The 24,738-nt window shown below is 65.1% G+C and carries 24 protein-coding genes; 9 read left to right on the top strand and 15 right to left on the bottom strand.

Annotated features, from left to right (window positions below; all coding sequences use genetic code 11):
* Nucleotides 1-57: 57 nt before the first annotated feature.
* The 6 genes from AAEO60_RS01725 to AAEO60_RS01700 form a co-directional block, all read right to left on the bottom strand.
* A complete protein-coding gene (locus tag AAEO60_RS01725) occupies nt 58-1,263 on the bottom strand; it encodes an alginate export family protein (protein ID WP_341671920.1) in 1,206 nt (401 codons plus the stop codon).
* Between the two features lie 141 nt (nt 1,264-1,404).
* Complete coding sequence (locus AAEO60_RS01720; protein ID WP_341671918.1) at nt 1,405-3,108, bottom strand: ABC transporter ATP-binding protein; 1,704 nt, start codon at nt 3,106-3,108, stop codon at nt 1,405-1,407.
* A 2-nt stretch (nt 3,109-3,110) separates the two neighbouring features.
* Nucleotides 3,111-4,166, bottom strand: a complete 1,056-nt coding sequence (locus AAEO60_RS01715; RefSeq protein ID WP_341671917.1) for an ABC transporter permease — start codon at nt 4,164-4,166, stop codon at nt 3,111-3,113.
* A gap of 35 nt (nt 4,167-4,201) precedes the next feature.
* Nucleotides 4,202-5,632: a CmpA/NrtA family ABC transporter substrate-binding protein gene (locus AAEO60_RS01710; protein ID WP_341671916.1), complete on the bottom strand. Its 1,431-nt coding sequence runs from the start codon at nt 5,630-5,632 to the stop codon at nt 4,202-4,204.
* Nucleotides 5,633-5,854: 222 nt separating this feature from the next.
* Nucleotides 5,855-7,066, bottom strand: coding sequence for an ABC transporter substrate-binding protein (locus tag AAEO60_RS01705; RefSeq protein ID WP_341671915.1), 1,212 nt, complete (start codon nt 7,064-7,066; stop codon nt 5,855-5,857).
* 5 nt (nt 7,067-7,071) lie between these two features.
* A complete protein-coding gene (locus AAEO60_RS01700; protein WP_341673527.1) occupies nt 7,072-7,647 on the bottom strand; it encodes an ANTAR domain-containing response regulator in 576 nt (191 codons plus the stop codon).
* 375 nt (nt 7,648-8,022) lie between these two features.
* On the opposite strand from AAEO60_RS01700, the gene AAEO60_RS01695 reads away from it, so the two are divergent.
* On the top strand, nt 8,023-8,712 hold the full coding sequence (locus AAEO60_RS01695; RefSeq protein ID WP_341671914.1) for a Crp/Fnr family transcriptional regulator: 690 nt from the start codon (nt 8,023-8,025) through the stop codon (nt 8,710-8,712).
* Here AAEO60_RS01695 and AAEO60_RS01690 read toward each other — a convergent pair.
* Nucleotides 8,709-10,178: a protein adenylyltransferase SelO gene (locus AAEO60_RS01690; RefSeq protein WP_341671912.1), complete on the bottom strand. Its 1,470-nt coding sequence runs from the start codon at nt 10,176-10,178 to the stop codon at nt 8,709-8,711. The genes AAEO60_RS01695 and AAEO60_RS01690 overlap by 4 nt on opposite strands.
* Nucleotides 10,179-10,294: 116 nt before the next feature.
* On the opposite strand from AAEO60_RS01690, the gene serS reads away from it, so the two are divergent.
* Genes serS through AAEO60_RS01675 form a run of 3 tightly spaced genes read left to right on the top strand, consistent with a single transcriptional unit; the run spans nt 10,295 to nt 13,428 of the window.
* Complete coding sequence (serS, locus tag AAEO60_RS01685; protein ID WP_341671911.1) at nt 10,295-11,572, top strand: serine--tRNA ligase; 1,278 nt, start codon at nt 10,295-10,297, stop codon at nt 11,570-11,572.
* Nucleotides 11,572-12,327 (top strand): 5'/3'-nucleotidase SurE, encoded by a 756-nt coding sequence (gene surE, locus AAEO60_RS01680; protein ID WP_341671909.1) that lies wholly within the window; start codon nt 11,572-11,574, stop codon nt 12,325-12,327. Before serS ends, surE begins: the two co-directional genes overlap by 1 nt.
* An 18-nt stretch (nt 12,328-12,345) precedes the next feature.
* Nucleotides 12,346-13,428 (top strand): potassium channel family protein, encoded by a 1,083-nt coding sequence (locus AAEO60_RS01675; protein ID WP_341671908.1) that lies wholly within the window; start codon nt 12,346-12,348, stop codon nt 13,426-13,428.
* Here AAEO60_RS01675 and AAEO60_RS01670 read toward each other — a convergent pair.
* Complete coding sequence (locus tag AAEO60_RS01670; RefSeq protein ID WP_341671907.1) at nt 13,425-13,841, bottom strand: DUF1761 domain-containing protein; 417 nt, start codon at nt 13,839-13,841, stop codon at nt 13,425-13,427. The two genes, AAEO60_RS01675 and AAEO60_RS01670, sit on opposite strands and share 4 nt — an antisense overlap.
* A 76-nt stretch (nt 13,842-13,917) precedes the next feature.
* On the opposite strand from AAEO60_RS01670, the gene rimO reads away from it, so the two are divergent.
* Nucleotides 13,918-15,312: a 30S ribosomal protein S12 methylthiotransferase RimO gene (gene rimO / locus AAEO60_RS01665; protein WP_341671906.1), complete on the top strand. Its 1,395-nt coding sequence runs from the start codon at nt 13,918-13,920 to the stop codon at nt 15,310-15,312.
* Nucleotides 15,313-15,603: 291 nt separating this feature from the next.
* Here the strand turns inward: rimO and AAEO60_RS01660 are convergent, their stop codons facing one another.
* Complete coding sequence (locus AAEO60_RS01660) at nt 15,604-16,470, bottom strand: hypothetical protein (protein ID WP_341671904.1); 867 nt, start codon at nt 16,468-16,470, stop codon at nt 15,604-15,606.
* Nucleotides 16,471-16,569: 99 nt separating this feature from the next.
* Nucleotides 16,570-17,811 (bottom strand): S8 family serine peptidase, encoded by a 1,242-nt coding sequence (locus AAEO60_RS01655; RefSeq protein WP_341671903.1) that lies wholly within the window; start codon nt 17,809-17,811, stop codon nt 16,570-16,572.
* A gap of 86 nt (nt 17,812-17,897) precedes the next feature.
* Between AAEO60_RS01655 and AAEO60_RS01650 the strand changes: the two genes are divergently transcribed.
* Together AAEO60_RS01650 and AAEO60_RS01645 are read left to right on the top strand one after the other, a co-directional pair.
* Nucleotides 17,898-18,386 (top strand): RNA polymerase sigma factor, encoded by a 489-nt coding sequence (locus tag AAEO60_RS01650; protein WP_423970059.1) that lies wholly within the window; start codon nt 17,898-17,900, stop codon nt 18,384-18,386.
* Nucleotides 18,383-19,087: an anti-sigma factor gene (locus AAEO60_RS01645; protein WP_341671902.1), complete on the top strand. Its 705-nt coding sequence runs from the start codon at nt 18,383-18,385 to the stop codon at nt 19,085-19,087. Before AAEO60_RS01650 ends, AAEO60_RS01645 begins: the two co-directional genes overlap by 4 nt.
* Before the next feature lie 62 nt (nt 19,088-19,149).
* On the opposite strand, the gene AAEO60_RS01640 is transcribed toward AAEO60_RS01645, so the two are convergent.
* From AAEO60_RS01640 to AAEO60_RS01620, 5 genes are all read right to left on the bottom strand, one after another.
* The gene (locus tag AAEO60_RS01640) at nt 19,150-19,500 is read right to left on the bottom strand and encodes a hypothetical protein (protein WP_341671901.1); all 351 of its coding nucleotides are present in this window, start codon (nt 19,498-19,500) and stop codon (nt 19,150-19,152) included.
* Nucleotides 19,501-19,592: 92 nt separating this feature from the next.
* The gene (locus tag AAEO60_RS01635) at nt 19,593-20,807 is read right to left on the bottom strand and encodes an amidohydrolase family protein (RefSeq protein ID WP_341671900.1); all 1,215 of its coding nucleotides are present in this window, start codon (nt 20,805-20,807) and stop codon (nt 19,593-19,595) included.
* A complete protein-coding gene (locus AAEO60_RS01630) occupies nt 20,804-22,111 on the bottom strand; it encodes an amidohydrolase family protein (RefSeq protein ID WP_341671899.1) in 1,308 nt (435 codons plus the stop codon). Before AAEO60_RS01630 ends, AAEO60_RS01635 begins: the two co-directional genes overlap by 4 nt.
* A 56-nt stretch (nt 22,112-22,167) precedes the next feature.
* Nucleotides 22,168-22,926, bottom strand: coding sequence for a hypothetical protein (locus AAEO60_RS01625; protein WP_341671898.1), 759 nt, complete (start codon nt 22,924-22,926; stop codon nt 22,168-22,170).
* Nucleotides 22,919-23,302 (bottom strand): DUF6152 family protein, encoded by a 384-nt coding sequence (locus AAEO60_RS01620; RefSeq protein WP_341671897.1) that lies wholly within the window; start codon nt 23,300-23,302, stop codon nt 22,919-22,921. Before AAEO60_RS01620 ends, AAEO60_RS01625 begins: the two co-directional genes overlap by 8 nt.
* Before the next feature lie 72 nt (nt 23,303-23,374).
* Between AAEO60_RS01620 and AAEO60_RS01615 the strand changes: the two genes are divergently transcribed.
* Together AAEO60_RS01615 and AAEO60_RS01610 are read left to right on the top strand one after the other, a co-directional pair.
* Nucleotides 23,375-23,791 carry a secondary thiamine-phosphate synthase enzyme YjbQ gene (locus AAEO60_RS01615; protein WP_341671896.1) on the top strand — a complete coding sequence of 139 codons (417 nt, stop codon included), beginning with the start codon at nt 23,375-23,377 and terminating at the stop codon, nt 23,789-23,791.
* A 38-nt stretch (nt 23,792-23,829) separates the two neighbouring features.
* Complete coding sequence (locus AAEO60_RS01610) at nt 23,830-24,630, top strand: transglutaminase-like domain-containing protein (RefSeq protein ID WP_341671895.1); 801 nt, start codon at nt 23,830-23,832, stop codon at nt 24,628-24,630.
* Nucleotides 24,631-24,738 lie beyond the last annotated feature (108 nt).

Below are 24,738 nucleotides of genomic sequence, written 5' to 3'. Positions count from 1 at the left end.
TGCGGCAAGCCTTTTTTTGCATTGCACAATAGCGGTGCTTGCCGCAGGCGCTCCGTCTCAGAAGCTGTAATCCGCCTGCAACCAGAACTTGTCTGTATCCACGCCGAAACCATCAGCGTCATAGCTGGCGAACTTGGCTACGATGCCGAGCGGACCCGCACGGAAACCGAGCGAGGCGTCAATCTCGGACCCGTAGTTGATCCCGCCGAAGTCACTTTCGAACTCGTGATAGACAACGGTGGCGGTAAATGTGGTCAGGCCGGGCACGGTAAACCGGCGGCTGGCGCTGCCGTAATAGTCGCGCAGGCCATTGGCGGGCGTCACCAGGAAGGTGTCGGCCCAGCCATTGAAGGCGTGAAGGGTGGCGAAAGGTGTCTGGAAGGCAGCCACACCGCCGTCACTGCCCAGTTCTTCGTAGCCGGCCTTGAGATTGAACCCGGCCACGGAGCCGCCAAGCTCGACATTGTAGTACTCTGCCGAATAGGGCGTGGGATTGCCGCCCGCGTCCTCCTGCGTCGCCGCGCTCAGGGTGACCGTCACCGGTGCACCGGGAACGGAAACGACAGCGCGAAAGCCGTAAGTGTCGCTCGACATGCCCAGCCGCACATCATAGTCGATCAGGTAGGCGAAGGCACTTGCGTCCACCACTTCGGTATCGACCCCGGCGTTGAGCAGCACGAAATCGCCGTCGAAGAACTCGTTGGGGCTGTCGACGCCGAAGATCGTACGCTGGCTGTTCGAATAGCTGGCATCGAGCGAGACCGGCCCGATGCTCGCCTGGCCGCGCACCGCATCAAAGGTCTGCTCGTTCTGGCGCCAGCCGACATTGCCGACGAAGCGGGCATTGTCGAGGATGATGCGCTGACGCCCCACGGTCACCCCGTTCCCATCGACCTTGTAGGAGACATGCAGCCGATTGAGCTCGAGGTTGTCCGGATCCGCAACGACCGAATAGGGTTCGATGCCGTTGCCCGGCAGGGTGTCGTTGAAGTTGTCGATCAGACTGGTGGTCAGTTCGGCTTCGCCGAAGACTTCGAAATTGCCGAACTGCAGCGCGCCGCCCAGGCGACCGCGAAGGGTCACTGCTTCGGCGTCTCCCACGGCGTTGTCCTGATCGACGGTTTCGAGGCGCAGGCGCGCCGTGCCGGTGATGACCAGGTTGCCGGCATCGCCAAGCGCCACTTCCTCGCCACTCTGGGCGAAGGCGGGCGTGGCAACGAACAACAGCGAAACGGCAGAAAGCAGGCAGGTCTTGGTACGCATGAGGTCACCTCTCTGGAGAGGCCAGGCACAGCGCCTGGCGACCGAGAGGCGAGCCTCGTTGCCCGCCGGATCCGGCTATGCCGGGGCTAACTGGTTAATGCCCTGCGGCCGCATTGCCGCAGGGCATCCTCTCCCAAGAGGTCAGGCTGCCTTTGCGGCTGGCCCGTGATCGTATTCGGCAAGGAAGTGCAGCACTTCCTGCCGGTACTGATAGAATTGCGGCGTCTCGAGCAGCGCCTTGCGGTCGCGCGGGCGCGGCAAGTCGACCTTGAGGACCTTGCCGATGGTGGCATTGGGACCGTTGGTCATCATCACCACCCGGTCTGCCAGCAGGATCGCTTCGTCGACATCGTGCGTGACCATGATCGCGGTCACCTTGGTGCGGTTCCAGGTTTCGACCAACACATCCTGCAGGTCCCAGCGAGTGAGGCTGTCGAGCATGCCGAATGGCTCATCGAGCAGCAGCAAGCGCGGCGAAAGGGCGAAGGCGCGGGCAATGCCGACACGCTGGCGCATGCCATTGGACATTTCCGCCGCCATCTTTTCCTTGGCATCGACCAGCCCGACCCGGTCAAGATAGTAGTCGACGATATCGCGCCGCTCGTCGCGGCTGGCGTGTGGATACACCCGATCGACCCCGAGTGTGACGTTCTCGCGCGCCGTCAGCCAGGGCATCAGACTCGGCGCCTGGAACACCACGGCCTTGTCCGGCCCGGCCACGTCGATCTCGCGATTATCAAGAACGATGCCGCCGTCGGTGATTTCGTTGAGTCCCGCCGCCATGGTGAGCACGGTAGACTTGCCGCACCCCGAATGACCGATCAGCGAGACGAACTCGCCCTTGTCCATGATCAGGTTGAAGTCGTCGACGACTTTCAGTGGTCCCTTGGGCGTCGGGTATACCTTGTCGAGCTTGAAGAATTCGAGATAGCGCTTTTCGACCGGGCTACGCGCGGCATCGCGATAGGCCTTCGGCGGCCTTGAATCCCTCTTCTGGACAAGGTCGAGCGGAACCACCTCGGGCAAGTCGACGGCACTTTCTCCGACTGATCCACTCTGGTCATTGAGCGAGCCAAGGTAGGCGATGATCTCGGCGCGTAGCTTCTGGTAGGCGGGGTCGTCGTTTACCGCCTCACGGTCGCGCGGGCGAGCGACGTTGACAGCGTAAATCTCGCCGATCCGTGCCGCAGGTGCGGGGGTTAGCACTGCGACACGGTCGGCCAATAAGAGCGCCTCGTCCACATCGTTCGTGACGAGTAGGATCGTGCGCCCCTCCTCCTTCCGGATACGTTCGATCTCGTCCTGCAACTTGGCGCGGGTGAGCGCGTCGAGCGCAGAGAGCGGCTCGTCGAGCAACAGGATTTCGGGTTCCATCGCCAGCGCGCGGGCCACGGCGACACGTTGGCGCATGCCGCCGGAAAGCTGGGCCGGCTTGCGGTCCATCGCGTGGCCGAGACCGACCAGTTCCACCTTCTGCCGCACCAGCGCGGCGCGCTCTGCCTTGGACTTGTCCTTGTGCACGGCGTCTACCGCCAGCGCGACGTTGGCTTCCACCGTCAGCCAGGGAAAAAGCGAGTAGGACTGGAACACCAGCCCGCGATCCTTGCCCGGGCCACTTACCGGTTCGCCGCGCAGCAGGATCTCGCCGCCATCGGGCTCCACCAGTCCGGCAACCGAATTGATCAGCGTGGTCTTGCCCGCACCCGAGAAGCCGAGGATGGCGACGAACTCTCCTTCGGCGATCTCGAGGTCGATACCGTCCAGCACGTGGGTGGTGCCGCCGCTGCCGGTGTAGGACTTGGTCAGCCCGGACAGCGTGAGAATGGGAGATGCAGCCGTAGTCATGATCACAGCGTCCGGTTCTTGGCGACAAGCGTCTGGGCGGCCATCATCAGGCGATCAAGGCCGAAGCCGATAAAGCCGATCACGATAACCGCGAACATGATGCGGGCGAGCGACTGGCTGGAGCCGTTCTGGAACTCGTCCCACACGAACTTGCCGAGGCCCGGGTTCTGCGCCAGCATTTCGGCCGCGATCAGCACCATCCAACCCACGCCCAGTGACAGGCGCATGCCGGTGAAGATATATGGCAGGCTGGCAGGCAGGACGAGCTTGGTCAGCTTGGCAAAGAACCCCAGCTTGAGCACCCGACCGACATTGAGCAGGTCCTTGTCGATCGAGCTGGTACCCACCGCCGTATTGATCAGCGTCGGCCACAGCGAGCACAGCATCACCACCAGCGCGGAGATCACGAAGGCCTTTGGCATCAGCGGATCTGCACTGGTGATCAGGGCCGAGATTACCATGGTCACGATCGGCAGCCAGGCCAGCGGGCTGACCGGTTTCATGATCTGCACCAGCGGGTTGATCGCGGCGTTGAACTTCGGGCTGAGACCAGCCAGCAGGCCGATGGGCACTGCCACAACGGTGGCGAGAATGAAGCCCAGCGCCACGGTTTTCAGCGAGGTGAAGATCTGGTCGACGAAGGTCGGCGGACCGGCATAGGTGAAGTCGGTCACGGCGTTGGCGTTTCCAGCCGCGATGGCTGCTTCGTTGCGAATCTCCTGGTCAGCGTAGAACTGCGCTTCAGTGTCCTGTGCCGCGGACCATTCGTCATACAGCGCAACGCTCTGTTCGGCCACTTCCACCGGCCCGGGCAGCGCACCCAGGGAAGTATCGACCTGCGGCGCGAGGATTGCCCAGAGTGCCAGAAAGCCGACGATGCCGACGACCGGCGGCCAGATGGCCTGCATCAGGCTCCGCAGCTTCTCTATAGAAACACTTTCCCTGACTGGCGCGGTCTTCTCCTCGGCTGGTGCAGTCTTGGCACTCGCCCCATCAGCCGCCGCAGCGGGAGCCGCAGCGCTCTGCGGTTCTTCGATATTTGCGTATGCCGTTGCCATCGTCTTGTTACCTTTATTCATGCAGTTCGGTCAGCTCAGCTCACACCCGAGGCGGTGACGCGCTGGCCTTGCTTAAGGCCGATGTCGAAGCTGGCGAGGTAGCTGTTGGGTTGACGCCCGTTATAGGTGACGCCGTCGATGAAGCCGTTCTGCGGGTCGCGGAACCCGTCGGTTTCGGGCAGGTCAGCTTGCTCGATCGTACCTGCCTCGACCAGGGCATTGGCGGCCGCGAGGTAGAGATCGGGGCGGTAGACCTTTTCGGCCGTTTCGAAATACCAGGCGTCGGTCTTGTCTTCGGCGATCTGGCCCCAGCGGCGCATCTGCGTGAGGTACCAGACCGCGTCGGAGTAGAACGGGTATCCCGCATACTTGTCGAAGAAGATGTTGAAGCCCTCTGCCGGGCGGGTATCGCCGGGCTCGAAGGTGAACTGGCCGGTCATGCTGGCGGCGATCACGTCCGCGTCGGCGCCGACGTAGTTGGGACGGCTGAGGATCTCGACCGCTTCCTGGCGATTGGCACCACTATCGGCATCGAGCCATTGCTGCGCCTTGATTACCGCGCGCAGGATGGCCGCCATCGTGGCCGGGTAATTGGTGGCGAAATCCTCGCGGAAGCCGAGCACCTTCTCCGGGTTGTCGTTCCAGATCTCGTCGTCGGTGATAACCGGCACACCGATGCCCATGGCGACGGCCTGCTGGTTCCACGGCTCGCCAACGCAATAACCTTCAATCGTCCCGGCCTCGAGCGTGGCCGGCATCTGTGGCGGCGGGGTGACAGACAGGTTTACCTCGGCATCGATCAGACCGCTCACGTCGCCATCGGTGTAGAAGCCGGGGTTGAGGCCACCGGCAGCCAGCCAGTAGCGCAGCTCATAGTTGTGCGTGCTGACCGGGAAGACCATGCCCATGTTGAACGGGCGCCCCTGCGCCTCGAAACTGTCAACCACCGACCGCAGGTGCGACGCCGAAATCGGGTGGACGGGATTGCCGTCGGGCTGCCGCGGCAGGTCATCCTTGATCATGTCCCAAACGCGGTTCGACAGGGTGATGGCATTGCCGTTGAGATCGAGGCTGAGCGGCGCGATCAGGTTGGCCTGGGTGCCGTAACCGATGGTCGCAGCCAGCGGCTGGCCTGCCAGCATGTGCGCCCCGTCAAGCTGTCCGCCGATCACGCCATCGAGCAGAACTTTCCAGTTCGCCTGCGGTTCGAGTGTGACGTTGAGGCCTTCTTCGACGAAGTAGCCCTTCTCCAGCGCGATAGCGAGCGGCGCCATGTCGGTCAGCTTGATGAAACCGAGCTTGAGGTTCGGCTTTTCCGGCGGTCCGTTGATGTCTGCCGGTGCCACGCCGCTAGCGCCTTCATCGCTGCTGCCGCAGCCGCTCAGCGCGATCGTGGCGGCAAGGCCGGCAAGGGTGCCGAGGGCTGTGCGGCGCGTGAGATGCCCCTTGAACTGTTTGTGCGACATTGAATTCGTCTCCAGCATCAACGCACAACGCAAAAAAGCCGCCACGAAATCGGGTCCCCTGCGGGAGCCATTTCGGGCGGCGACGTTGCCACGCAATTTTCAACTTGATCCGGAGACCGCATGTTCACCGCTCCGTGGGTGAAAGCCTCCGCTCGCCTCCTAGGTAAGCGATTCGGGGCTCCTTCGTAAAGCCCTATTTTGCAGTGCAGCGTGAAAACCTGCCTAGGGAAGCTGGGCCAAATACTCTTCGACGCGCTCCGGATCGAACGTCCTGCCGTCAAAAAACTTGTTTTCTGACAATGTTATACTTCCCTGGTGAGCACCCACCTGGGTGAGTTGGGAGACACTGCCTTCAACCTTGGAATTGGCCGCAGGAAGATCGTCGCCCGTGGATTTTGTTGCACTGCGGTACACGTCGGGACGAAACACTGCCGCAGCTCGCGACGCGTCGTCGGAGGAGAATTCCAGATGATCCCAACGGACCATCTGCGAATACAGCCAACCGGCCTGGCTGCGCCACGGGAAATTGGCAGCCTCGCTGTGCTGGAACATGAAATCCGGGAAATGCAGCGGTTCCGAACCATGGCTGAGGACGAGTCGGTCCGCGACTGCACGCATGACAAGGTTCTTGTCTGCTCCAAGGTATTCGGGCGCAGACAGGACTTGGCAATTGCGTTCAAAATTGGCCGGGTCGACGAAGTGTTCTCCGGCTTTGCGCATGGCGCGGATCAGCCGCTCGAACTGCTCGCGCCTCTGCTCCAGCACCGGCTCACGCATGGCCAGCACCTTTTCGACACCCCGCCGCCATATCTGCGATGTCGCGAGCACTATGACGCCAACGTCGCGCTCGACACAGACCGAGTTCCACGGCTCGCCAACGCAAGCACCGTCAATTTCGCCGTTAGCCAGGGCATCGGCGACAAACGGCGGCGCGACCGTGACGATCTCCACGTCCTCGTCCGGTCGGATACCACACTCGGCAAGCCAGTAGCGCAGCTTGTAATTATGGCTCGAATAGCGGTGGACGACACCGAAGCGCAGCCGTTGGCCGGCATCCAGTTTCGCCCTCGCTTCCAGTTTGAGCGCGGCACCCAACTGCACCGGGTCGGCCATTTTCCCTGGCGTGGCGACCTTTTCCGCCAACGGCTTCGCAAGCGTCACGGCATTGCCGTTGAGGCCTAGGACGAAGGGCGCGGAGAGCGGCTGCGCAGGCCTGCCCCGCCCCAGCGTAGTGGCGATCGCCAGCGGTGCCAGCATGTGCGCAGCATCAGTGTGTCCATACAGCAGGCGGTCCAGCACCGTCGCCCAGCTGACGTCCTTCACGAAGGCAAGCGACAGTCCCTCTTCTTCCGCGAAGCCGTGCTCCTGTGCGAGGATCGGCAGGCAGGCATCCACCAGTGGCAGGAAGCCGATCGTGACTTGCGAGGTTCCCATGGCGATCAGTCTCCCATCAACTCATGCGCGGTGACCACCGCTTCGGCGATTTCAGCGATGCGCCTGTTGGACGACATCGCCTTACGCCGGAGCTCGGCGTAGGCTTCAGGTTCGCTGACCTTCCGGCTGTCCATCAGAATGCGCTTGGCGCGGTCGATCGTCTCGCGCTCGGCCAGCTTGCCCTGGGCCTCGTTGAGATCTTTCTGCAACCGGGCAAAGGCGTTGAACCGCTTTACCGCAAGGTCGAGCAGCGGCTTGATCCGGTTCTTTGACAGGCCGTCGACCACGTAGGCTGAAACCCCTGCGTCGATCGATGCGGTGATCGCTTCGTCATCGCTTTCGTCGACAAACATGGCGATGGGCCGCGCCAGGGCTCGGCTGACGGCGAAATACTCCTCCAGAACGTCGCGGGACGGGTTTCCCAGGTCCATCAAGACGATGTCCGGACCGATTGCCTCGATCTGCGCAAGCAAGCCTTGCCGCTGGGTGAGAATATGGATTTCGGGGCTGTCGAGTTCAGCGAGGCCATCCTCGATAATCGAGGCTCGTGCAGCACTTTCGTCGATGATGGCAATCTTCACCGGCCCTCTATTGCACCGCAGCATTTTGCTAAGCAAGGGCGAAGAAAAAAGGACCCCTGCCGTTGCCGGCAGGGGTCCAAGGCGTGACGAACTTGGGCAGTTCATCACAGGGTCGCCTGTGAAACTGGTTCGAGACCCGGACCGCGCCGTGAACCGCTCGGCCCCACCTGTCCGAACTGGGTCGGTGGCACCCCCCGTTACGATTTCGTCGCGCCGGGCCTCGATGTGCTCTTGATAGGATCCGCTGCACCGGTGTGCTGTGATGCAGATCACTCGAGCCGGATTCTTTGTGTATTTCCTGCCATGTCCCTGCCTTACTTGCCGATTGTTTCACTGCTGCGGCTGCCCTAGTCCTGTCGGAAAGGAGGCCGCGACATGACCGAAACCGATGCCCTGATCGACAAGCTGGCACCTGATACCCTGCTGCGAGCAATCGAACCCGAGCAACTGGCGAACCTGTTGCGTTCCTCCAAGCGGCGCCAACTGAAACGCGGCGAGATGATTATCAGCCAGGGCGACGATGTAGGTGATTTCGCCGTGGTCCTGTTGTCCGGCAGCCTCAAGATTTCGATGGTCAGCGTGAACGGGCGCGAGATCATCCTCAACTATTGCAGCCCGGGCGACGTGGTGGGCGAGATCGCCATGCTCGACCGCGGGCCGCGCACGGCATCGGTCAGCGCATCGGAAGCGAGCGAGGTGCTGGTGATCCCGGCCCCCGCTTTCGAAGCGGCCGCCCTCTCCAACCCGGCATCGACGCTGCGCCTGCTGCGCGCCATGGCCAGCCATATCCGCCAGCTGAACCTGGTCGTGGAAAGCGATCGCACCTTCTCCATGGCTCCGCGCCTTGCCCGCGCCATGGTGCGCCTGCTCGATCCTGAAAACGGCAAGCTGCGGCACAATCCCAGCCAGGGCGATCTCGGCGCCTTCGCCGGCCTTGCACGCGAGAACGTGAACCGGCTGCTGTCGGAGTGGGAAGAACAGGGCATTATCGCCCGCGAGGGGCGCGGCCTGCAGGTCCTCGACCGCGAATACATGGAATTCCTCGCCGAGTTCGGCGACGACTAGGTCCCGCAGTAGGTGACGTGCTTGCCGAAGTCAGGCGGTGCGCCGAGGGCGTATCGCTCGGCGTCCGGCTGCTCGTTGAAAGGATCGGAAAGCACTTCCAGCAGGCGGTCGAACGGGGCCATGTCACCGCCACGCGCGGCATCGAGGGCCTCTTCCACGAGGTGGTTGCGCGGAATGTAGAGCGGGTTCGCCCGGTCCATCGACTCCGCCATTTCGCCGGGCGTCCTGTCCTCCTGCGCCAGCCGTGCCTGATAAGCGGGCAGCCAGGCATCAAAGGCACCCGGTTCGTCGAACAGCGCCCGCACGGATTCGGCATCGCCCCGCACCAGCTCAGCCAAGGCACGGAAGAAGCGGGTGTAGTCGGCGCCCTGTCCGCCGCCCATGACGGCCAGCAGGCCCTGGACAAGATCGATGTCGCTCTCTTGCGCGGAGGCCAGCCCCAGCTTGGTGCGCATGCCTGCCAGCCAGTGTTCGCGGTAGGCCTCGCGATAGACATCCAGCTCTGCGCCGAGCACTTCGATGGCCGCTTCATGATTGTCGGGATCGACCAGTGGGATCAGCGTCTCGGCAAGGCGCGCCAGGTTCCACTGCGCGATCATCGGCTGGTTGCCGTAGGCATAGCGCCCCTGGTGGTCGATCGAGCTGAACACCGCCTTGGGGTCGTAACGGTCAATGAAGGCGCAGGGGCCATAGTCGATGGTCTCGCCCGAAATGGTCATGTTGTCGGTGTTCATCACCCCGTGGACGAAGCCGACCAGCAGCCACTGTGCCACCAGCGCTGCCTGGGCATCGCGCACCGCCCGGAACAGGCCGAGATAGCGGTCATCCTGCCCGGCAAGCTCGGGATGGTGGCGTGCGATGGAATAGTCGGCGAGCTGGCGGACCTTCTCGCTCTCTCCCTGCGCGGCGAAGTACTGGAATGTGCCCACCCGCAGGTGCGAGGCTGCCACGCGCGCCAGCACCGCGCCTGATTCCTTGCCGTCGCGCACGATGGCTTCACCGGTGGTCACCGCCGCCAGTGCCCGCGTCGTGGGGATACCCAGCGCATGCATGGCCTCGCCAAACAGGTATTCGCGCAGGACCGGACCAAGCACGGCCTTGCCGTCCCCGCCACGCGAGTAGGGCGTGCGTCCCGAACCTTTCAGGTGGAGGTCGCGCCGCTGGCCACGGCTGTCGACGATTTCGCCCAGCAACAGCGCGCGGCCATCGCCCAGCTGCGCGGAAAAGCCACCAAACTGGTGCCCGGCATAGACCATGGCGAGCGGATCGGCCCCTTCCGGAGCGTGCGATCCCGCCAGCGCCGCCGCGCCCTCCGCGCTATCAAGCTGCTCCGGATCGAGTCCCAGCTCGCGCGCGAGCTCCTCGTTCAGCCGCAACACGGCCGGTTGCGGCACCTCGGCGCCCTGCCACGAGGTATAAAACCCCTCCATGTCGCGGGCGAAGGTATTGTCGAAGGACCAGTTCATGCTGCGAGTCTCGCGCAATTCGCCAGCGGGATAAAGGACCGATTTGCATAACCGGCCGCGCCAAGGGCCTCTCTATGCTGGACAAGCCCCGCGCGCCCAAGGCATAGGCCGCGCCCATGCACGACTTGCGAATGATCCGAGAGAATCCCGCGGCTTTCGACGCAGCCCTCGCCACGCGCGGGCTGGAGCCGCTGTCTGCTGGCCTCCTGAAGCTCGATGAGGAACGCCGCGAGCTGACCACGCGGCTGCAGGAATTGCAGAGCCGCCGCAACGAAGCCTCGAAGGCGATTGGCCAGGCCATGGGCCAGGGCGATACCGACAAGGCCGAGGCGCTGAAGGCCGAAGTGGCCGAGATCAAGCAGTCGATGCCGCAGCTGGAGGACGAAGAGCGCGCCAAGGCCAAGGCCCTGAACGATACGCTTGCCGCCATCCCCAACCTGCCCGCCGAAGGCGTGCCGGTTGGCGAGGACGAGAACGACAATCTCCACGTCAGCCAGTGGACCACGCCGCGCACCTTCCACTTCCCGCCGAAAGAACACGCGGACATAGGTCCGGCGCTGGGCATGGACTTCGAAACCGGCGCGGCCATGTCGGGCGCGCGGTTTACCTTCCTGCGCGGCCAGATGGCCCGCCTGCACCGCGCGCTGGCGCAGTTCATGCTGGACCACCAGACCAGCGAGAACGGTTATGTCGAGTGCAACCCGCCGCTGCTGGTGCGTGACGAGGCATTGTTCGGCACCGGCCAGCTGCCCAAGTTCGCCGAAGACCAGTTCCGCGCCAACGATCTCTGGCTGATCCCGACCGCCGAGGTGAGCCTGACCAACTCCGTACGCGAGCAGATTATCGACGATCTCTCGACGCCGATCCGCCTCACCGCCCTGACGCCCTGCTTCCGCAGCGAGGCCGGCGCGGCGGGCAAAGACACCCGCGGCTTCATCCGCCAGCACCAGTTCGAGAAGGTCGAGCTGGTCTCCATCTGCAGCCCCGAGGACGCCCACGCCGAGCACATGCACATGGTGGAAAGCGCCGAGAGCATTCTGCACGCGCTCGAACTGCCGCACCAGAAGGTGCTGCTGTGCACCGGCGACATGGGCTTCGGCGCGCGCAAGACCTTCGACCTCGAGGTGTGGCTGCCGGGCCAGGATGCCTACCGCGAGATCAGCTCGATCTCCTGGTGCGGCGACTTCCAGGCGCGGCGCATGAATGCCCGCTACCGGCCAGAAGGCGAGAAGAAGACCGCCTTCGTCCACACGCTCAACGGCTCGGGCCTCGCCGTGGGCCGCACGCTCGTCGCCGTGCTGGAAAACTACCAGCAGGAAGATGGCTCGGTGCTCGTGCCCGAAGTGCTGAAGCCCTATATGGGCGGGGTGGAAAAGCTGGTACCCCAAGGCTGATGCGAATCCTCCTTTCCAACGACGACGGTATCCACGCACCCGGTCTCGCGGTGCTGGAGAAGATCGCGCGGGAACTGACGGACGATGTCTGGGTCTGTGCCCCGGCAGAGGAGCAATCGGGTGCCGGACACTCGTTGACGCTGCACCAGCCGGTGCGCCTGCGGGAACTCGGAGAGAAGCGTTTTTCGGTCACGGGAACGCCAACGGACTCGGTCAACCTCGCGCTGCGCAAGCTGTTCGAGGACGAATGGCCTGACCTGGTGATCTCCGGCGTCAACGCGGGCGAGAACCTGGGCGACGACGTCACCTATTCGGGCACCGTTTCCGCCGCCATGGAAGGCGCGCTTGCGGGCATCCCGGCAATCGCGCTGAGCCAGGCCTTTCGCGACAACGGCCCCGATTTCTCCGCCACCGAGCAATGGGGAAAGCGCGTGCTGGCGCCGCTGGTCGATATGGTCATGGCCAAGCGGACGGTGATCAACGTCAACTTCCCCGCCCTGCCTGCAGACAAGGTGCGCGGCATCCGCGTGGTGCGGCAGGGCTTCCACGACTACAGCCGGGGCAGCCTGGTCCAGGGCACCGATCCGCGCGGACGACCCTATTACTGGTTCGGCCTGCAGGATGCCGAACACACGCTGGACCACGGCACGGACCTGGAAGCCGTAGAGGACGGCTACATTGCGGTCACGCCCTTGCAGCTCGACCTCACCAACCATTCCGCCATCGGCGCCCTGGCCGAACGGTTCGCGGCGTGAGCGGGGTGCATTGAAGCCGTGGCGCGCACGCACACCAAGTATGATCGCGTCCGTGTAGGCAAGCGCCGTTTCGCCCCCTTGCGCCGCGCGGTAAGGATCCCCGTCTGGGGCGACCTGGGTATCCGCCTCGGCCTCGCCCTGTTCCTGATCATGCTGGTGGTAATGATCCACTACTTCGATCGCGACGGACTGATCGACAACCATGATGGCCATGTCAGCTTCCTCGACGTGGTCTATTTCACCATGATATCGATCACCACCACCGGCTTTGGCGACATTGCCCCGATCAGCGAACGCGCGCGGCTGGTCGAGGCCCTGATCGTGACACCTGTCCGGTTCGCCGTGCTCTTCATCTTTGTCGGCACCGCCTACAATTTCCTTATCAAGCGCAGCTGGGAGAAGTTCCGCATGGCCCGTATCCAGGACTCCCTTGAAGACCACGTGGTCGTACTCGGCTTCGGTATCTCCGGATCGGAGGCCGTCGGCGAACTGATCGAACGCGGCGTCGATCCCGCCACTATCGTCGTCATGGACATGGACGAGGACCGGCTGGAGCAGGCCGAGGCGCTGGGCTGCAACGTCATCGAGGCCGACGCTTCTCGCGACGAGAACCTGCAGGCCGTGCACATCGATCAGGCGCAGACCGTGCTGGTCTCGGCAGGGCGCGACGACAGTTCGATCCTGATCGTGCTGACCGTACGCCACCTCGCGCCCAAGGTGCCGATCAGCGTGGTCGTGCGCGCGGCAGACAACGAATTGCTGGCCAAGCAGGCGGGAGCCGACAACGTCATCAACCCGGTGCGCTTCACCGGCCTGCTGCTGGCCGGCAGCGCGCGCGGGGCGCACATTGCCGACTACCTCAGCGACCTTGCTTCCGTCACCGGACGCGTCCAGCTGGTGGAGCGCCCGGTGCGACCCGACGAGATCGGCCAGCCGTTGTCCAAGCTCACGTCCGGCGGGCGCGGCATGCGCCTCTATCGCAATGGCGTTCCCTGCGGCTTCTGGGAGCCGGAAGCGGCCTGCCTGCAGGCTGGCGACGTGGTGGTGGAAATCCTCCCGACCGACGAATCGACCTCCCTGCGCGACGCCGAGGTGGGCTAGGACAGCAGGACGAACACTCCGCCCGCGGTTGCCATGCCGACCACCATGTAGCCTGCGTCGATGGCGAACAGCTTTCCGGGACGCATCTGGAACAGGTAGTTGATGCCGATGGCCGGTGCCATGATCACCGCGCCGAAGCCGACCGCCATCATCATGATCACGTGCGGCTGCGGATTGGTGCGGGCAATGTTGTGCCCCAGCATCAGCACCACCAGCAGTTCGAACAGGAAGGCGAGCAGCATGATCAGCCAGGTCGGGTTCTGCCCCGGCTGCGGCCCGGCCTTCACCATCTCGTCGGTAATTCCGGTCAGGTTGCGCCACGACTTGCCGAACAACGGCCCGTACCAGATCGCCCCGACCACGAAGAAGGCCACCGCGCCCAGCACCACGGCCAACAGGTTCACATCGCCCATAACCCCAACTCCCAAATTGCATCCCTGACGCCAGACCTAGCGCAATCGTCGCCACGGGTGTAGGGGCGCGCGCATCATGGCATCGCAGATCCCCCCAAGTCAGATACCCGGCCAGAAGCGCGTCGGCATGGTCAGCCTCGGCTGTCCCAAGGCGCTGGTCGATTCCGAGCGCATCCTCACCAAGCTACGCGCCGATGGCTATGCCATGTCGCCCGACTATGCCGGGGCCGACGTCGTGCTGGTGAACACCTGCGGCTTCCTCGACTCCGCCAAGGAGGAGAGCCTCGAGGCGATCGGCGAGGCGATCAACGAGAACGGCCGCGTCATCGTGACCGGCTGCATGGGCGACGAGGCGGAGCTGATCCGCAAGCGCTTCCCCCAGGTCCTCGCGATCACCGGCGCGCACCAGTACGAGGACGTGGTCGAGGCGGTGCACGAAGCTGCGCCGCCCAGCCAGGGCCCCTTCATCGACCTCGTCCCGCAGCCCACCGACGCGATGGTGAAGCTGACCCCGCGCCACTACAGCTACCTCAAGATCAGCGAGGGGTGTAACCACTCTTGTTCCTTCTGCATCATCCCTTCCCTGCGCGGGAAGCTGGCCAGCCGCCGCATCGACGCCGTGCTGCGCGAGGCGGAGAAGCTGGTTGCTGCCGGCACCAGGGAGCTGCTGGTCATCAGCCAGGACACTAGCGCCTACGGTGTCGACACCCGGCACGAGGAACGCATGTGGAAGGGCCACCCCGTCCGCGCGCACATGACCGACCTCGCCCGCGAACTGGGCCAGCTCGACACCGGCAACGGCACGCCCCCGTGGGTGCGCCTGCACTATGTCTACCCCTACCCGCACGTCGACGCGGTGATCCCGCTGATGGCGGAGGGGCTGCTCACCCCGTACCTCGACATCCCGTTCCAGCACGCCAGTCCCAAGGTGCTGAAGGCCATGAAGCGCCCGGCCAACGAGGCCAAGGTGCTCGAACGGCTGAAGTCGTGGCGCGACATCTGTCCCGAGATCGCCGTGCGCTCCAGCTTCGTGGTCGGCTTCCCCGGCGAGACCGAGGACGACTTCAAGTACCTGCTCGACTGGCTCGAAGAGGCCCAGCTCGACCGCGTCGGGGCCTTCCGCTTCGAACCGGTCGAGGGCGCGCAAGCCAATGCCTTGCCCGATCCGGTGCCCGAAGAGGTGAAGGAAGAGCGGTATGCGCGGGTGATGGAAGTCACCGAACGCATCAGCGCCGCCAAGCTCGCGGCCAAGGTCGGCAAGGTCCTGCCCGTCATCATCGACGAGGTCGGCGAACCGGACGAGGACGGCGACATCGGCGCCACGGGCCGCTCACAGGCCGACGCGCCGGAGATCGACGGTGCGGTGTACCTGCGCAACGTCGCCGCGACGCTGGCGCCTGGCGACATCGTGCCGGTGGAGGTCGAGGATGCCGACGCGCACGACCTGTTCGGGGTGGTTGTCGAAGGTTAGCCTGTGACACGGACCGGGGTGTCCTGGAAAATGCGACCCCCGTTCTTAAACCTATGTTTTTCGTGTAATTTCCTGCACCCAGGGTCGGTGAAGGTGTAACCTTTCGCTTCTTGCTGCAAGGCCCGGCCATGTCGGCAGGGGGATCGACGGTGTGAAAGAGCCACCGATCCTGTGCGGCGAGGACGCGCCTGTAGGACACCGAAAAGGGCGGCCTCCGCGTGACGGGAGGCCGCCCTCGCCTGTCGTTCAGGGGCTGCGACAGGACCGCGTCCGGAAGAGGGGGGCCGGGCCTTACTGCTCGGCGTCTTCCGGCGGGTTGGGCTGGCTGTCCTGCTGCGGAGCCGGGGCAGTGCTGCCCTCGGCAGCGCCCGAACCCATCACCAGCGCATCACCGGCAGCGGCAAAGTTGCCGGCGGGAACCAGCTGGCGTGCGTCGCCCGACTGCACCAGCAGCTGGCGCACCTGTCCGCGCTGGTCAGCCACGACCTCGCGCACCCGGCCGATGCGTTCGCCAGAGGGCGAGAGCACGTCCATGCCGGGTTCGACGGCAAAGGCACCCGCGCCATTGGCCGCGCCGCTGCCTGCGGCGGTCAGCATGGCCGGAGCGCCGCCGAGCATGGCATTGCCCGAGCCTTCACCCGCAGCCGAACCGTTGCCGCTGATCGAGCCGAGCGCCGGGGCATTGCCAGCGAGGCCGGTGGCGGTTCCGGCTGCGCCTGCGGCCGTACCGCGAGCCTGTCCGACCACGCTACCCGCGGTATTGCGGGTCTGGCCGACCACGCCGCGCACGGCATCGGTGCCGACCAGCTGGGCCGAACCGCTGCCATTGGCAGAGGCGCTGCCCGAACCATCGGCACCGGCGTCAGCGCCGCCGAGCGGGGAAGTGATGGCCTGGGTCACGGCGCCGGTGGCCGAGGCGTCGGCACCGCGTTCGGCTTCCACGCGACCCGAACGACGGTCAATGCGGGTGGCACCGCGAGTCGAGGCCGAACCGTCGATGGCACCGCCCGTGGTCGAGCGCAGCGTACCCATGGTGGTATCGAGCGTGCCGCCAATCGTACCGCCGAGTCCGCCGCTACCGCCTAGCAACTGGGCCTGGGCGGGAGCAGCCGTCAGCGCGATGGCCAAGGCGGCGGAAGAAATCAGGGGAAGTTTCATGGTTCAATCCTTTCCTTCACTGTGACCGGAGTTCTTGCCGGCCTGTGCGAAGAAAACGGATCGGGTTCGCGGCTTAATCCATTTGCCCGGAAAAAAATTTCAGTCGCGCGCGCCGCACCCGCGGCAAACCAGCCCTCGACCGTAGGTTTCGTCGGGTCCCGGTTCGCCAAGGTCGTGCGCTTCGCTATCCAGGGCACCGCGCCAGTCGCGACCGTTGCCGATCGCGTGCGCCAGCCGCGCGGCCACCAGTGGGGTGGCGTAGGAGGTGCCACGCAGGCGCTGGCTGCGGCCGCGCCGGTCCATCCCGTAGATGTCCGCGCCCGGGGCGGCATAGTCGAGGTGCAGCGCGCGACCCGCCTCGATCAGCGCGCGTTCGCGACGGTCTACTGCGGTGACGGCTACCACGCCTTCGTAGGAGGCAGGATAGGCGGGCGGCGCTGCAGGGCCATCATTGCCGACGGCGGCAACCACCACTGCTCCGCGTCGGCGGGCTGCAGCAATCGCACGCGCCAGGATTGGATTGTCGGGCCCCACGAGGCTGATGGTGACCACCCGGACATCCGCCCCGACCAGCCAGTCGAGCGCCTGCGCTATGGCCACGGCATTACCGCCGGCACGATCGGTCCCATAGACGTCTGCCGCCAGCACGCGCGACACGCCAGCCCCGCGCAGCAACGAGGCGATGGCTGAACCATGGTCGCTCGCTTCGCCGCCGCCGCTGGCAAAGCCGCGGATTTCCGCCACCGGAACGGCCGCGCCGGGTGCCCCGTCGATCATGCCTACCGTGGCTCCAGACGCCGGGCGCGCGCGCGCGAATCCGCCTTGCGGTGCGGGTGCCATGGCGGTGCCGGAGGTGAGGTAGAGGTTGTCGGGGGCCACGGTGACACCGGGCAGCAGTTCCGGCAGCTCACGCTGCGCTTCGTCGAGGTCGGTACCGCGCGGGAGGGCGAGCCGCGTAAAGGTCATTCCAAGCGAGGCCAGCTCACCTTGCTCGATCACGCGGTAACCCTCCGCCTCGGCGCCCGCGACCTGTTCGGAGCTTGCTTCCAGCAGCACGATTTCGCCGCGCCGTGCGGGCTCGCCAGCCGCGTCGCGCTCGATATGCCGGCGGTTGCGACGCACCAGTCGGTCGATCCGGTCCAGTCTCGCCTCGGCGAGCCGGTCCACTTCGGACAGGGTATCGCGCGCCAGCCGGTCCGTCTGGTCAAGCAGCGGATCGACCACCGGCCCCACCGGCGGCAGGCCGACCTGCGGCACGCTCACCTGCGCGGACAGGGGGCTTGCCAGGAGCGCCAGCCCGGCAAACAGCAGGGTGAACAGGGGGAGAAAGGGTGGTCGCATGGGTGTCACATCCGGTAATTGGCATTAAGCATGGATGAAACGGGCGTGGCCATCCGTTTAATCCGCAGGACAAGGCAAGGATCACTTTGAACCCACCGTTCGAACAGCAGGTGCTGGACCTCCTGCCCCGGTTGCGACGCTTCGCTACCGGGCTGGCCGGCAATGCTGCCGACGGTGACGATCTTTGCCAGATGTGTGTGGAGCGCGCGCTCGCCAACCGCCGCAAGTGGCAGGAGGGGACGCGACTCGATAGCTGGATGTACCGGATTATGCGAAACCTATGGATCGACGAGGCCCGCGCCCGCAGCCGCCGATCGCAGACCTTCGTGGGTGAAGACGCGGGACTTTCCGTGGGCAGTGACGGCGCGCAGGAAGCCGCCGTCGAACTGGGCAATGTCGACCGTGCCATGCAGCGCTTGCCCGAGGACCAGCGCGAGGCCGTGCTGCTCGTCATGGTCGAAGGCTATGCCTACAAGGAAGCTGCCGAGATCGTCGGCTGCCCGGTCGGCACACTCAATTCGCGGCTGGTGCGCGGGCGCGACGCGCTACTCGCCCTGCTGGAGGAGGCGGCATGACGCAGGTCACCAAGGAAGAACTGGCCGCCTGGGCCGATGGCGAAGTCACCGGCACCCGCGGAAAGGAGATCGCCGCTGCCGTCGCCGCCGATCCGCGGTTGCAGGCCGAGGTGGAGGCGCACAAGGCGCTCAAGGCGCAGCTCTCCGCCCATTTCGCACCGATTGCGGAAGCTCGGGTGCCGGATCGCTTCTCGGCGCTGCTCAGCGGGACTGACGCGGAGCAGAAGCCCGCTGAAGTGGTCGATTTCGCCGGGGCGCGCGAGAAACGCGAGGCAAGGAGGTGGATCCCGCGCTGGGGCTATTTCGTCGGCCCTGCCCTTGCCGCTACGCTGGTGCTCGCCGTGGTCCTGCCGGGCGGGCCTGACACGCTGGAGGACAGTGACCCCGCGCTCGCCATGGCGCTCGATAGCCAGCTGGTGGCAGACCAGGACACTGGCGGCGAAACGCGCGTGCTGCTGTCCTTTGTCAACGAGGATGACCGCTACTGCCGCGCCTTCAGCCAGCCTGACCGGACCGGCATTGCCTGCCGTGATGACAGCGGCTGGGCGCTGCAGCTGGAAATGGCAGGCACGCGCCAGTCGGGCACCGAATTCCGGCAGGCAGGCGCGGAAGAAATCCTCGCCGCCGCGCAGGACATGGCCGCAGGTCCTGCCCTTACCGCCGAACAGGAAGCGGCCGCCCGCGAAGCCGGCTGGCGTTAGGCACGAAAAAGGGGAGCCGGTCTTCGCTGACCGGCTCCCCTTCGTGTCGATCGGTCGAAGGTCTAGTCGACCGTGATGGTGAAGTGGCGATAGCCACGTTCGGCCATTTCCTCGATGTAGTCTTCGCGCTCGTCGCGCAATTCGTGAGCGTATTCCTCCCACGCATCGCGCAGGTCTTCGAGGTCGCTGGCACGATTGAGGTCGCTCGCGAGTTCCTCCTGCGCCTCGACCACGTTGCCGAGGTAGTCGAACCAGAAGCGGTTCTGGATCCCGGCAATCGGGCTGGTGAGGATGCGGCTTTCTTCCTGCCGCGCGATGCGCTCTTCGAGCAGGATATCGGCAGCAAGCGCCTGCCCCGCCATGGCGACAAGCGCGGCAGCAGCGACGGTTGAACGGACAAACAGCTTGGACATGGTGTTCTCCTTGGTCAGCGACCGGACAGACCCGGTCTCGCCAAGGACAACGGATGGCGGGGGTGATTTAATGCACCGCCCGCCGCATTTCCCTACCGCACCGCGTCGGAGACGACTTCGCCTTCGATCACCACGCCCACGGCGTGGCTGGTATATTCGAGCGGATCGCCGTCGAAGAGCGCCACATCGCCGTCCTTGCCGACTTCGAGGCTGCCGATGCGGTCACCCATGCCGATGATATTGGCGGCATCGATGGTGACGCTGGCCAGCGCCTGTTCGGGCGAGAGGCCGTAGCCCGCGGCGAAGCCAGCTTCCCACAGCACCACGCGGGTCTTGGGCACATAGGCCTCGTAGCCCGACTGCAAGGCGAAGGGGATGCCCGCCCCGGCGAGGGCCGCCGGAGTGGTGAAAGCCACGTTCTCCATCTCGCCGTCGTTGCGCGCCATGGTGGGGTGCAGGATCACCGAGACGCCGCTGGCGGCCAGTTCATCGAGCATCAGGTGTGCGTCGGCAGCACCGTCGATCACGACTTCGATGCCGAATTCCTCGGCCAGCCGTAGGGCAGACTGGATGTCCTGCGACCGGTTGGCGGTCACCAGCAGCGGGGTCTCGCCGCGGATTACCGAGACGAAGGCCTCGTTCACCAGGTCGCGCGCGCCGTCCTCGTCATCGTCTTCGCCTTCGACCGGGGATTGCGCTGCCACCAGCGCCTGCCGCAGCATGGACATCTGCTTCGCGCGCGTGCCCGGGCTGCCCGAACGATCCAGCGACCAGGTGCCGAGATTGGCTGCGATCATCGTGCCGTCTTCCACCAGCGCGGCTTCGACGGTGTTGCCCCGCGTCTTCACCACCATGGTCTGGCCCGAGACGAGCGCACCCGGGCCGTGGCCGGTGTGCAGCGTGGTCACGCCCAGTTCGCGCACCCACTGCACCAGCCGGTCATGCGGGTTGTAGGCGTCGATGGCGCGCAATTGCGGCTGCACCGGCGCAGAATCGTCCAGTTGGTCCTGGTCGTCGGGCTGGTTGAGATAACCGGTCAGGCCGACGGTCGAATGGGCATCGACAAGGCCGGGCGTCACCACCGGTGCACTCAGCACGGTCATGTCGGTGGGGATCGGCGTATCGGCGTAGGGGCCGACAGCCGTGATCCGGCCGTCCTCGATAACTACGACACCATCGGCGATCACGCCTTGCGGGCCCATGGTCCAGACCTGTTCGCCGCGTACGGCGATGTCCTGCGCCAGCGCGCTGGTGGAGATCAGCAGCGCCGTAACCGCGCCGCCAAGGATCTTTGCAAGAGGCTTCATTCTGCGTCTCCCAGCATGCGCGCTTCACGTTCGAGGACATGGGTGTTGGTGTAGGGGCTGCCGCCGCCCACACCGCCGTTGGCGGCCACGAGGTGATCCGGGTTGGCGCGGTCGAACAGGCGTTCACCCATAACCCAGGTTTCCTGCACGTTGCTGTAGACCGAAAGTGGATCACCGGTGAGCAGCACGAAGTCGGCCAGCTTGCCCGGCTCGAGGCTGCCGACCCGGTCATCGAGGCCCAGCTGCACCGCGCCATTGATGGTGAGCGCGCGCAAGGCACCGTCGCGGCTCATCCCGGCACGCACCGCCATGCCCGCTTGGCGGTACATCAACCGGCTGTCGAGGATGTTGTCGTCCGAATGCAGCGACAAGAAGACGCCAGCCGCTTCCAGCGCGGCTGCCGTTTCGAGGTTGGCATTGGCTGCTTCCAGCTTGCCGCCCGGGCTATCGATCAGGATGGCAGAAACCGGAACGCCTTCGGCCGCGATTTCCTGCGCCACCTGGTAGCTTTCGATGCCGTGCTGGATCAGCATGTCGAAGCCGAATTCACGGCGCAGGCGCAGCGCGGTCATGATGTCGTCGCTGCGGTGCGTGTGGAAATGGACGAGGCGGCTGCCATCGAGCACTTCGCACATGGCTTCCATGCCGATGTCGCGCGGGGACCGGTCGCCCTCGCAATACTCCTGCGCCTCGACGAAGTGCTGGCGCACCATGGCCGCCGAGCGGGCGCGGGTGCCGGGAAAGCCCGAGGTTTCGCGCAGCGGGTTGGTGCCGTTGGCCATCTTCATCCCGCCCATCATGTCGCCATCGCCGTCACGCCAGGCATAGTCCTCGATGGAACTGCCCTGGGTGAGGTGCATGTAGAAGGTCTGGCCGCTCATCAGGTAGCCCGAGCCGGGCATGATGTTGGCCGTGGTGACCCCGCCCGAACGGGCGCGGGCGATCGAAGGATCGCGGACATTGATCGAATCGAGCGCACGCACGTCCGGCTGGATCGCGCCGGAGCTGTCCGCGCCGGAAACCTGTCCGATATGCGAATGGGTATCGACGATGCCCGGCATGATCACCATGCCACTGACATCGCGCAGTTCGGCGCCGGCAGGCACGTCCACCGATGCACCGACCGCGACGATGGCGCCATTCCGGATCACCAGCGTGCCGTTCTCGATGGTGCCGGTGCCCTCGCCCTGCATGGTGAGGATGGTTGCGCCCTGGAACGCAATTGGCCGCTCCTGCGCTTGCGCGGTCACGGACAGCGCGCCGAGTGCCGTGGCTGCAAGCGCAGCCGCCTTCAGTAATGTCATGGGTAGTCCCTCTTTGTTGCAAGCGAGACTAACGCAGGGTCGCCGCCGTGCAAGGCCTATTCGGCAGGCAGTGCCCCGTACTCCAGCGCGAAGGTGGGATCGCATTCGTAGGGGTAGATGTGCTGCCCCGGTCGCGCTTCCCATTCGATCCAGCGGACGCCGTTGTTCTCCAGCATCACCGGGTCGGTGAACCACTGCGTCGCCACCAGCCGGCCGCTGTCGGGGTCGATCCGGTAGCGTTCGACCATGACCACCTCGTCGCTGTGGTTGAGGCCGTTGTTGGTGATGGTGGAGGCGGCGATGTGATCGGTCGTTATTACCAGTTCGTCGCCGTCCCAATGGCCGGTGGAATAGCCCATCTTGCTGTGCGGCATGCCGTCGGGGGCTTCGTGCGCGTCGCCCTGCTCGCCCATGAAGACCAGCCGCGTCTGGTCGAAGTATTCGTAGCGGAAGACGATCAGCGTGGGGGTCTGCACGATCTCGAACGGGAACGGTCCCTGCATGGCGTAGACAATGCTGGGCGGCAGGCACACGCGGTCGAGCGCCATTTCGTCTTCCGGGTCCCAGTCGGCCGCCTGTGCGAGCGCCTCTTCGGTCAGTTCCAGTCCGCCGTATTCGCCGCGTGGGAATTCCGCGACGCCGGTATCTTCGACCACCACGGTATTGTCCGGGACGTTGGCGATCATGTCCTCGTCCGGCACGCCGGCGGTGAAGGTGGGCCCCCAGTACCCCGACAGGTCCGGCGGCGCGTCCTGCGCAGCGGCGGGGACGGCGAGAATGGCCAGCGTGGCGGCGGCAAGGAGCGCTCTAGCCATCGTTCTGCCCGAACCTGCCCGTGCCGATCATCTGGCCGTCGGCATCGCGTGCTTCCATCAGGCGCATGTAGTTGCGCCCGTCGCGCGCGCGCCAGCCGCTGATGGTCACATGGTCGCCGGGGCGCAGGCTCGTCCGCGTCCAGCCGCGCCGTTGCAGCACCACGGGCGCATTGGTCTCCGCGCGCCATTCGGTGCCGTCGACGTCAAGCACCAGCGTGCCGTGCGGATTGGTGAAGCGGAACGCCGTCACCGTCCCTTCCACCGTCACCCGGTCCTGGTCATCGAAATAGACCGCGAAGGAATGGTGGGCCGCCACCGGGATCGCCAGCAGGGCCAGGCCGAGCGTGGCCAGTGCCAGTTTGTTGAAATTGCGCATTGTCTCTCCTCACCGCGATACTTGCCTCGAAAACCGGGTGCAGTCCAGTTGTCCGCCCGCTATGGCAACGCTATGCAACAGGCCCAGACCCGCTTTATAATCAATACACATGACAAGGCGCTGTACGAGTTCACCGACGAGGTGGCAGACTGGCTCGCCGGGACGGGGATCGAGACCGGCCTGTTGACGCTGTTCTGCCGCCACACCTCGGCCAGCCTGCTGATCAACGAGAACGCCGCCCCTGCCGTGCAGCGCGACATGTTGCGCTGGCTGGACAAGGTTGTGCCCGAAGGTTTGCACTACGAACACGACAGCGAAGGCCCGGACGACATGCCCGCGCATATCCGCGCGATGCTGACCGGCACCTCGCTCAGCGTACCGGTGGCGGACGGCCGCATGGCACTGGGCACCTGGCAGGGACTCTACCTCGCCGAGCACCGCCGCATGCCGCACCGGCGCGAGGTGGTTGCCCACCTCGTCGGCGAATGATGCGAAACTTCCCTCCCTCCCACGCGTTCGCCTGACACATGTCCATTTCCATCTCCGCCCGCTTTGCCTTCCACCTGTTCGAGCCAACAGACCTGCTGTTGCAATTCGAGGCGGCGGACATTCCCGAGCAGGAAGTCCTGTCGACGACGACCAAGCTGGCCCCCGCCCTGCACGTGGCGCGCGTACCCGCGCACAATCACATCGGCGAACGCATCTGGGTGCGCGCCGAGGGTGCCTATGCTGTCGGTTACGAGGCCGAGGTCGAGATCAACCGGATAGCGCCCGACCTTGCCAGCCTGGCCGCCGTGGACCCTCATGCCCTGCCCGGCGAAGCCGTCGAGTACCTGTTCGATTCCCGTTATTGCCAGGCTGACCGCATGCAGAACTTCGTGGCGGACCGCTTTGGCGACCTGTCAGGCGGCGCGCAGGTACTGGCCATGTGCGACTGGATTTCGGACAACTTCCACTACGAGCCGGGCGCCAGTAACGCCCAGACCACCGCGCTCGACAGCTTTGCCGAACGTCGCGGGATCTGCCGCGATTATGCCCACGTGCTGATCGCCTTTGCCCGCGCCTCGACCATCCCGGCCCGGTACGTCAGCTGCTTCGCGCCCGGCGTCGATCCTCAGGATTTCCACGCAGTGGCCGAGGTGTTCCTGGCTGACCCAAGTGTGCCGGAAGGCGGTGCCTGGTACCTCGCCGACCCCACCGGCATGGCCGACCCGGCCAAGACCGCCAAGATCGGCATTGGCCGAGATGCCGCCGATGTCTCCTTCCTCACCACCTTCCGCCATTCGCGCTTCGAATTCAGCGAGGTCAGGGTAACCGAGACAAAGTAATCAAATCTCCATCTTGAGAACGTTCACATGATAGAGTACCAGCGAGGGAGAAAGATAATGTTGCGCCGCAACATCATGGGGGTCTACAGTCCCGTCATCTGACATTGC

It is taken from the genome of Aurantiacibacter gilvus (genome assembly GCF_038289935.1).
In the GTDB taxonomy this organism is placed as follows: Bacteria; Pseudomonadota; Alphaproteobacteria; order Sphingomonadales; family Sphingomonadaceae; genus Alteraurantiacibacter; species Alteraurantiacibacter gilvus.
This window is presented reverse-complemented; position numbering and strand designations above follow the sequence as displayed.

What these genes read in the sequence shown, in the direction of transcription:
- AAEO60_RS01660 (WP_341671904.1), bottom strand. Translation starts at nt 16,470, where the DNA reads ATGAAACTTCCCCTGATTTCTTCCGCCGCCTTGGCCATCGCGCTGACG.
- AAEO60_RS01610 (WP_341671895.1), top strand. Translation starts at nt 23,830, where the DNA reads ATGTCCATTTCCATCTCCGCCCGCTTTGCCTTCCACCTGTTCGAGCCA.
- AAEO60_RS01720 (WP_341671918.1), bottom strand. Translation starts at nt 3,108, where the DNA reads ATGACTACGGCTGCATCTCCCATTCTCACGCTGTCCGGGCTGACCAAG.
- surE (WP_341671909.1), top strand. Translation starts at nt 11,572, where the DNA reads ATGCGAATCCTCCTTTCCAACGACGACGGTATCCACGCACCCGGTCTC.
- AAEO60_RS01615 (WP_341671896.1), top strand. Translation starts at nt 23,375, where the DNA reads ATGCAACAGGCCCAGACCCGCTTTATAATCAATACACATGACAAGGCG.
- AAEO60_RS01710 (WP_341671916.1), bottom strand. Translation starts at nt 5,632, where the DNA reads ATGTCGCACAAACAGTTCAAGGGGCATCTCACGCGCCGCACAGCCCTC.
- AAEO60_RS01635 (WP_341671900.1), bottom strand. Translation starts at nt 20,807, where the DNA reads ATGAAGCCTCTTGCAAAGATCCTTGGCGGCGCGGTTACGGCGCTGCTG.
- AAEO60_RS01695 (WP_341671914.1), top strand. Translation starts at nt 8,023, where the DNA reads ATGACCGAAACCGATGCCCTGATCGACAAGCTGGCACCTGATACCCTG.
- AAEO60_RS01620 (WP_341671897.1), bottom strand. Translation starts at nt 23,302, where the DNA reads ATGCGCAATTTCAACAAACTGGCACTGGCCACGCTCGGCCTGGCCCTG.
- rimO (WP_341671906.1), top strand. Translation starts at nt 13,918, where the DNA reads ATGGCATCGCAGATCCCCCCAAGTCAGATACCCGGCCAGAAGCGCGTC.
- AAEO60_RS01640 (WP_341671901.1), bottom strand. Translation starts at nt 19,500, where the DNA reads ATGTCCAAGCTGTTTGTCCGTTCAACCGTCGCTGCTGCCGCGCTTGTC.
- AAEO60_RS01655 (WP_341671903.1), bottom strand. Translation starts at nt 17,811, where the DNA reads ATGCGACCACCCTTTCTCCCCCTGTTCACCCTGCTGTTTGCCGGGCTG.
- AAEO60_RS01625 (WP_341671898.1), bottom strand. Translation starts at nt 22,926, where the DNA reads ATGGCTAGAGCGCTCCTTGCCGCCGCCACGCTGGCCATTCTCGCCGTC.
- AAEO60_RS01715 (WP_341671917.1), bottom strand. Translation starts at nt 4,166, where the DNA reads ATGGCAACGGCATACGCAAATATCGAAGAACCGCAGAGCGCTGCGGCT.
- AAEO60_RS01670 (WP_341671907.1), bottom strand. Translation starts at nt 13,841, where the DNA reads ATGGGCGATGTGAACCTGTTGGCCGTGGTGCTGGGCGCGGTGGCCTTC.
- AAEO60_RS01630 (WP_341671899.1), bottom strand. Translation starts at nt 22,111, where the DNA reads ATGACATTACTGAAGGCGGCTGCGCTTGCAGCCACGGCACTCGGCGCG.
- AAEO60_RS01705 (WP_341671915.1), bottom strand. Translation starts at nt 7,066, where the DNA reads ATGGGAACCTCGCAAGTCACGATCGGCTTCCTGCCACTGGTGGATGCC.
- AAEO60_RS01645 (WP_341671902.1), top strand. Translation starts at nt 18,383, where the DNA reads ATGACGCAGGTCACCAAGGAAGAACTGGCCGCCTGGGCCGATGGCGAA.
- serS (WP_341671911.1), top strand. Translation starts at nt 10,295, where the DNA reads ATGCACGACTTGCGAATGATCCGAGAGAATCCCGCGGCTTTCGACGCA.
- AAEO60_RS01725 (WP_341671920.1), bottom strand. Translation starts at nt 1,263, where the DNA reads ATGCGTACCAAGACCTGCCTGCTTTCTGCCGTTTCGCTGTTGTTCGTT.
- AAEO60_RS01690 (WP_341671912.1), bottom strand. Translation starts at nt 10,178, where the DNA reads ATGAACTGGTCCTTCGACAATACCTTCGCCCGCGACATGGAGGGGTTT.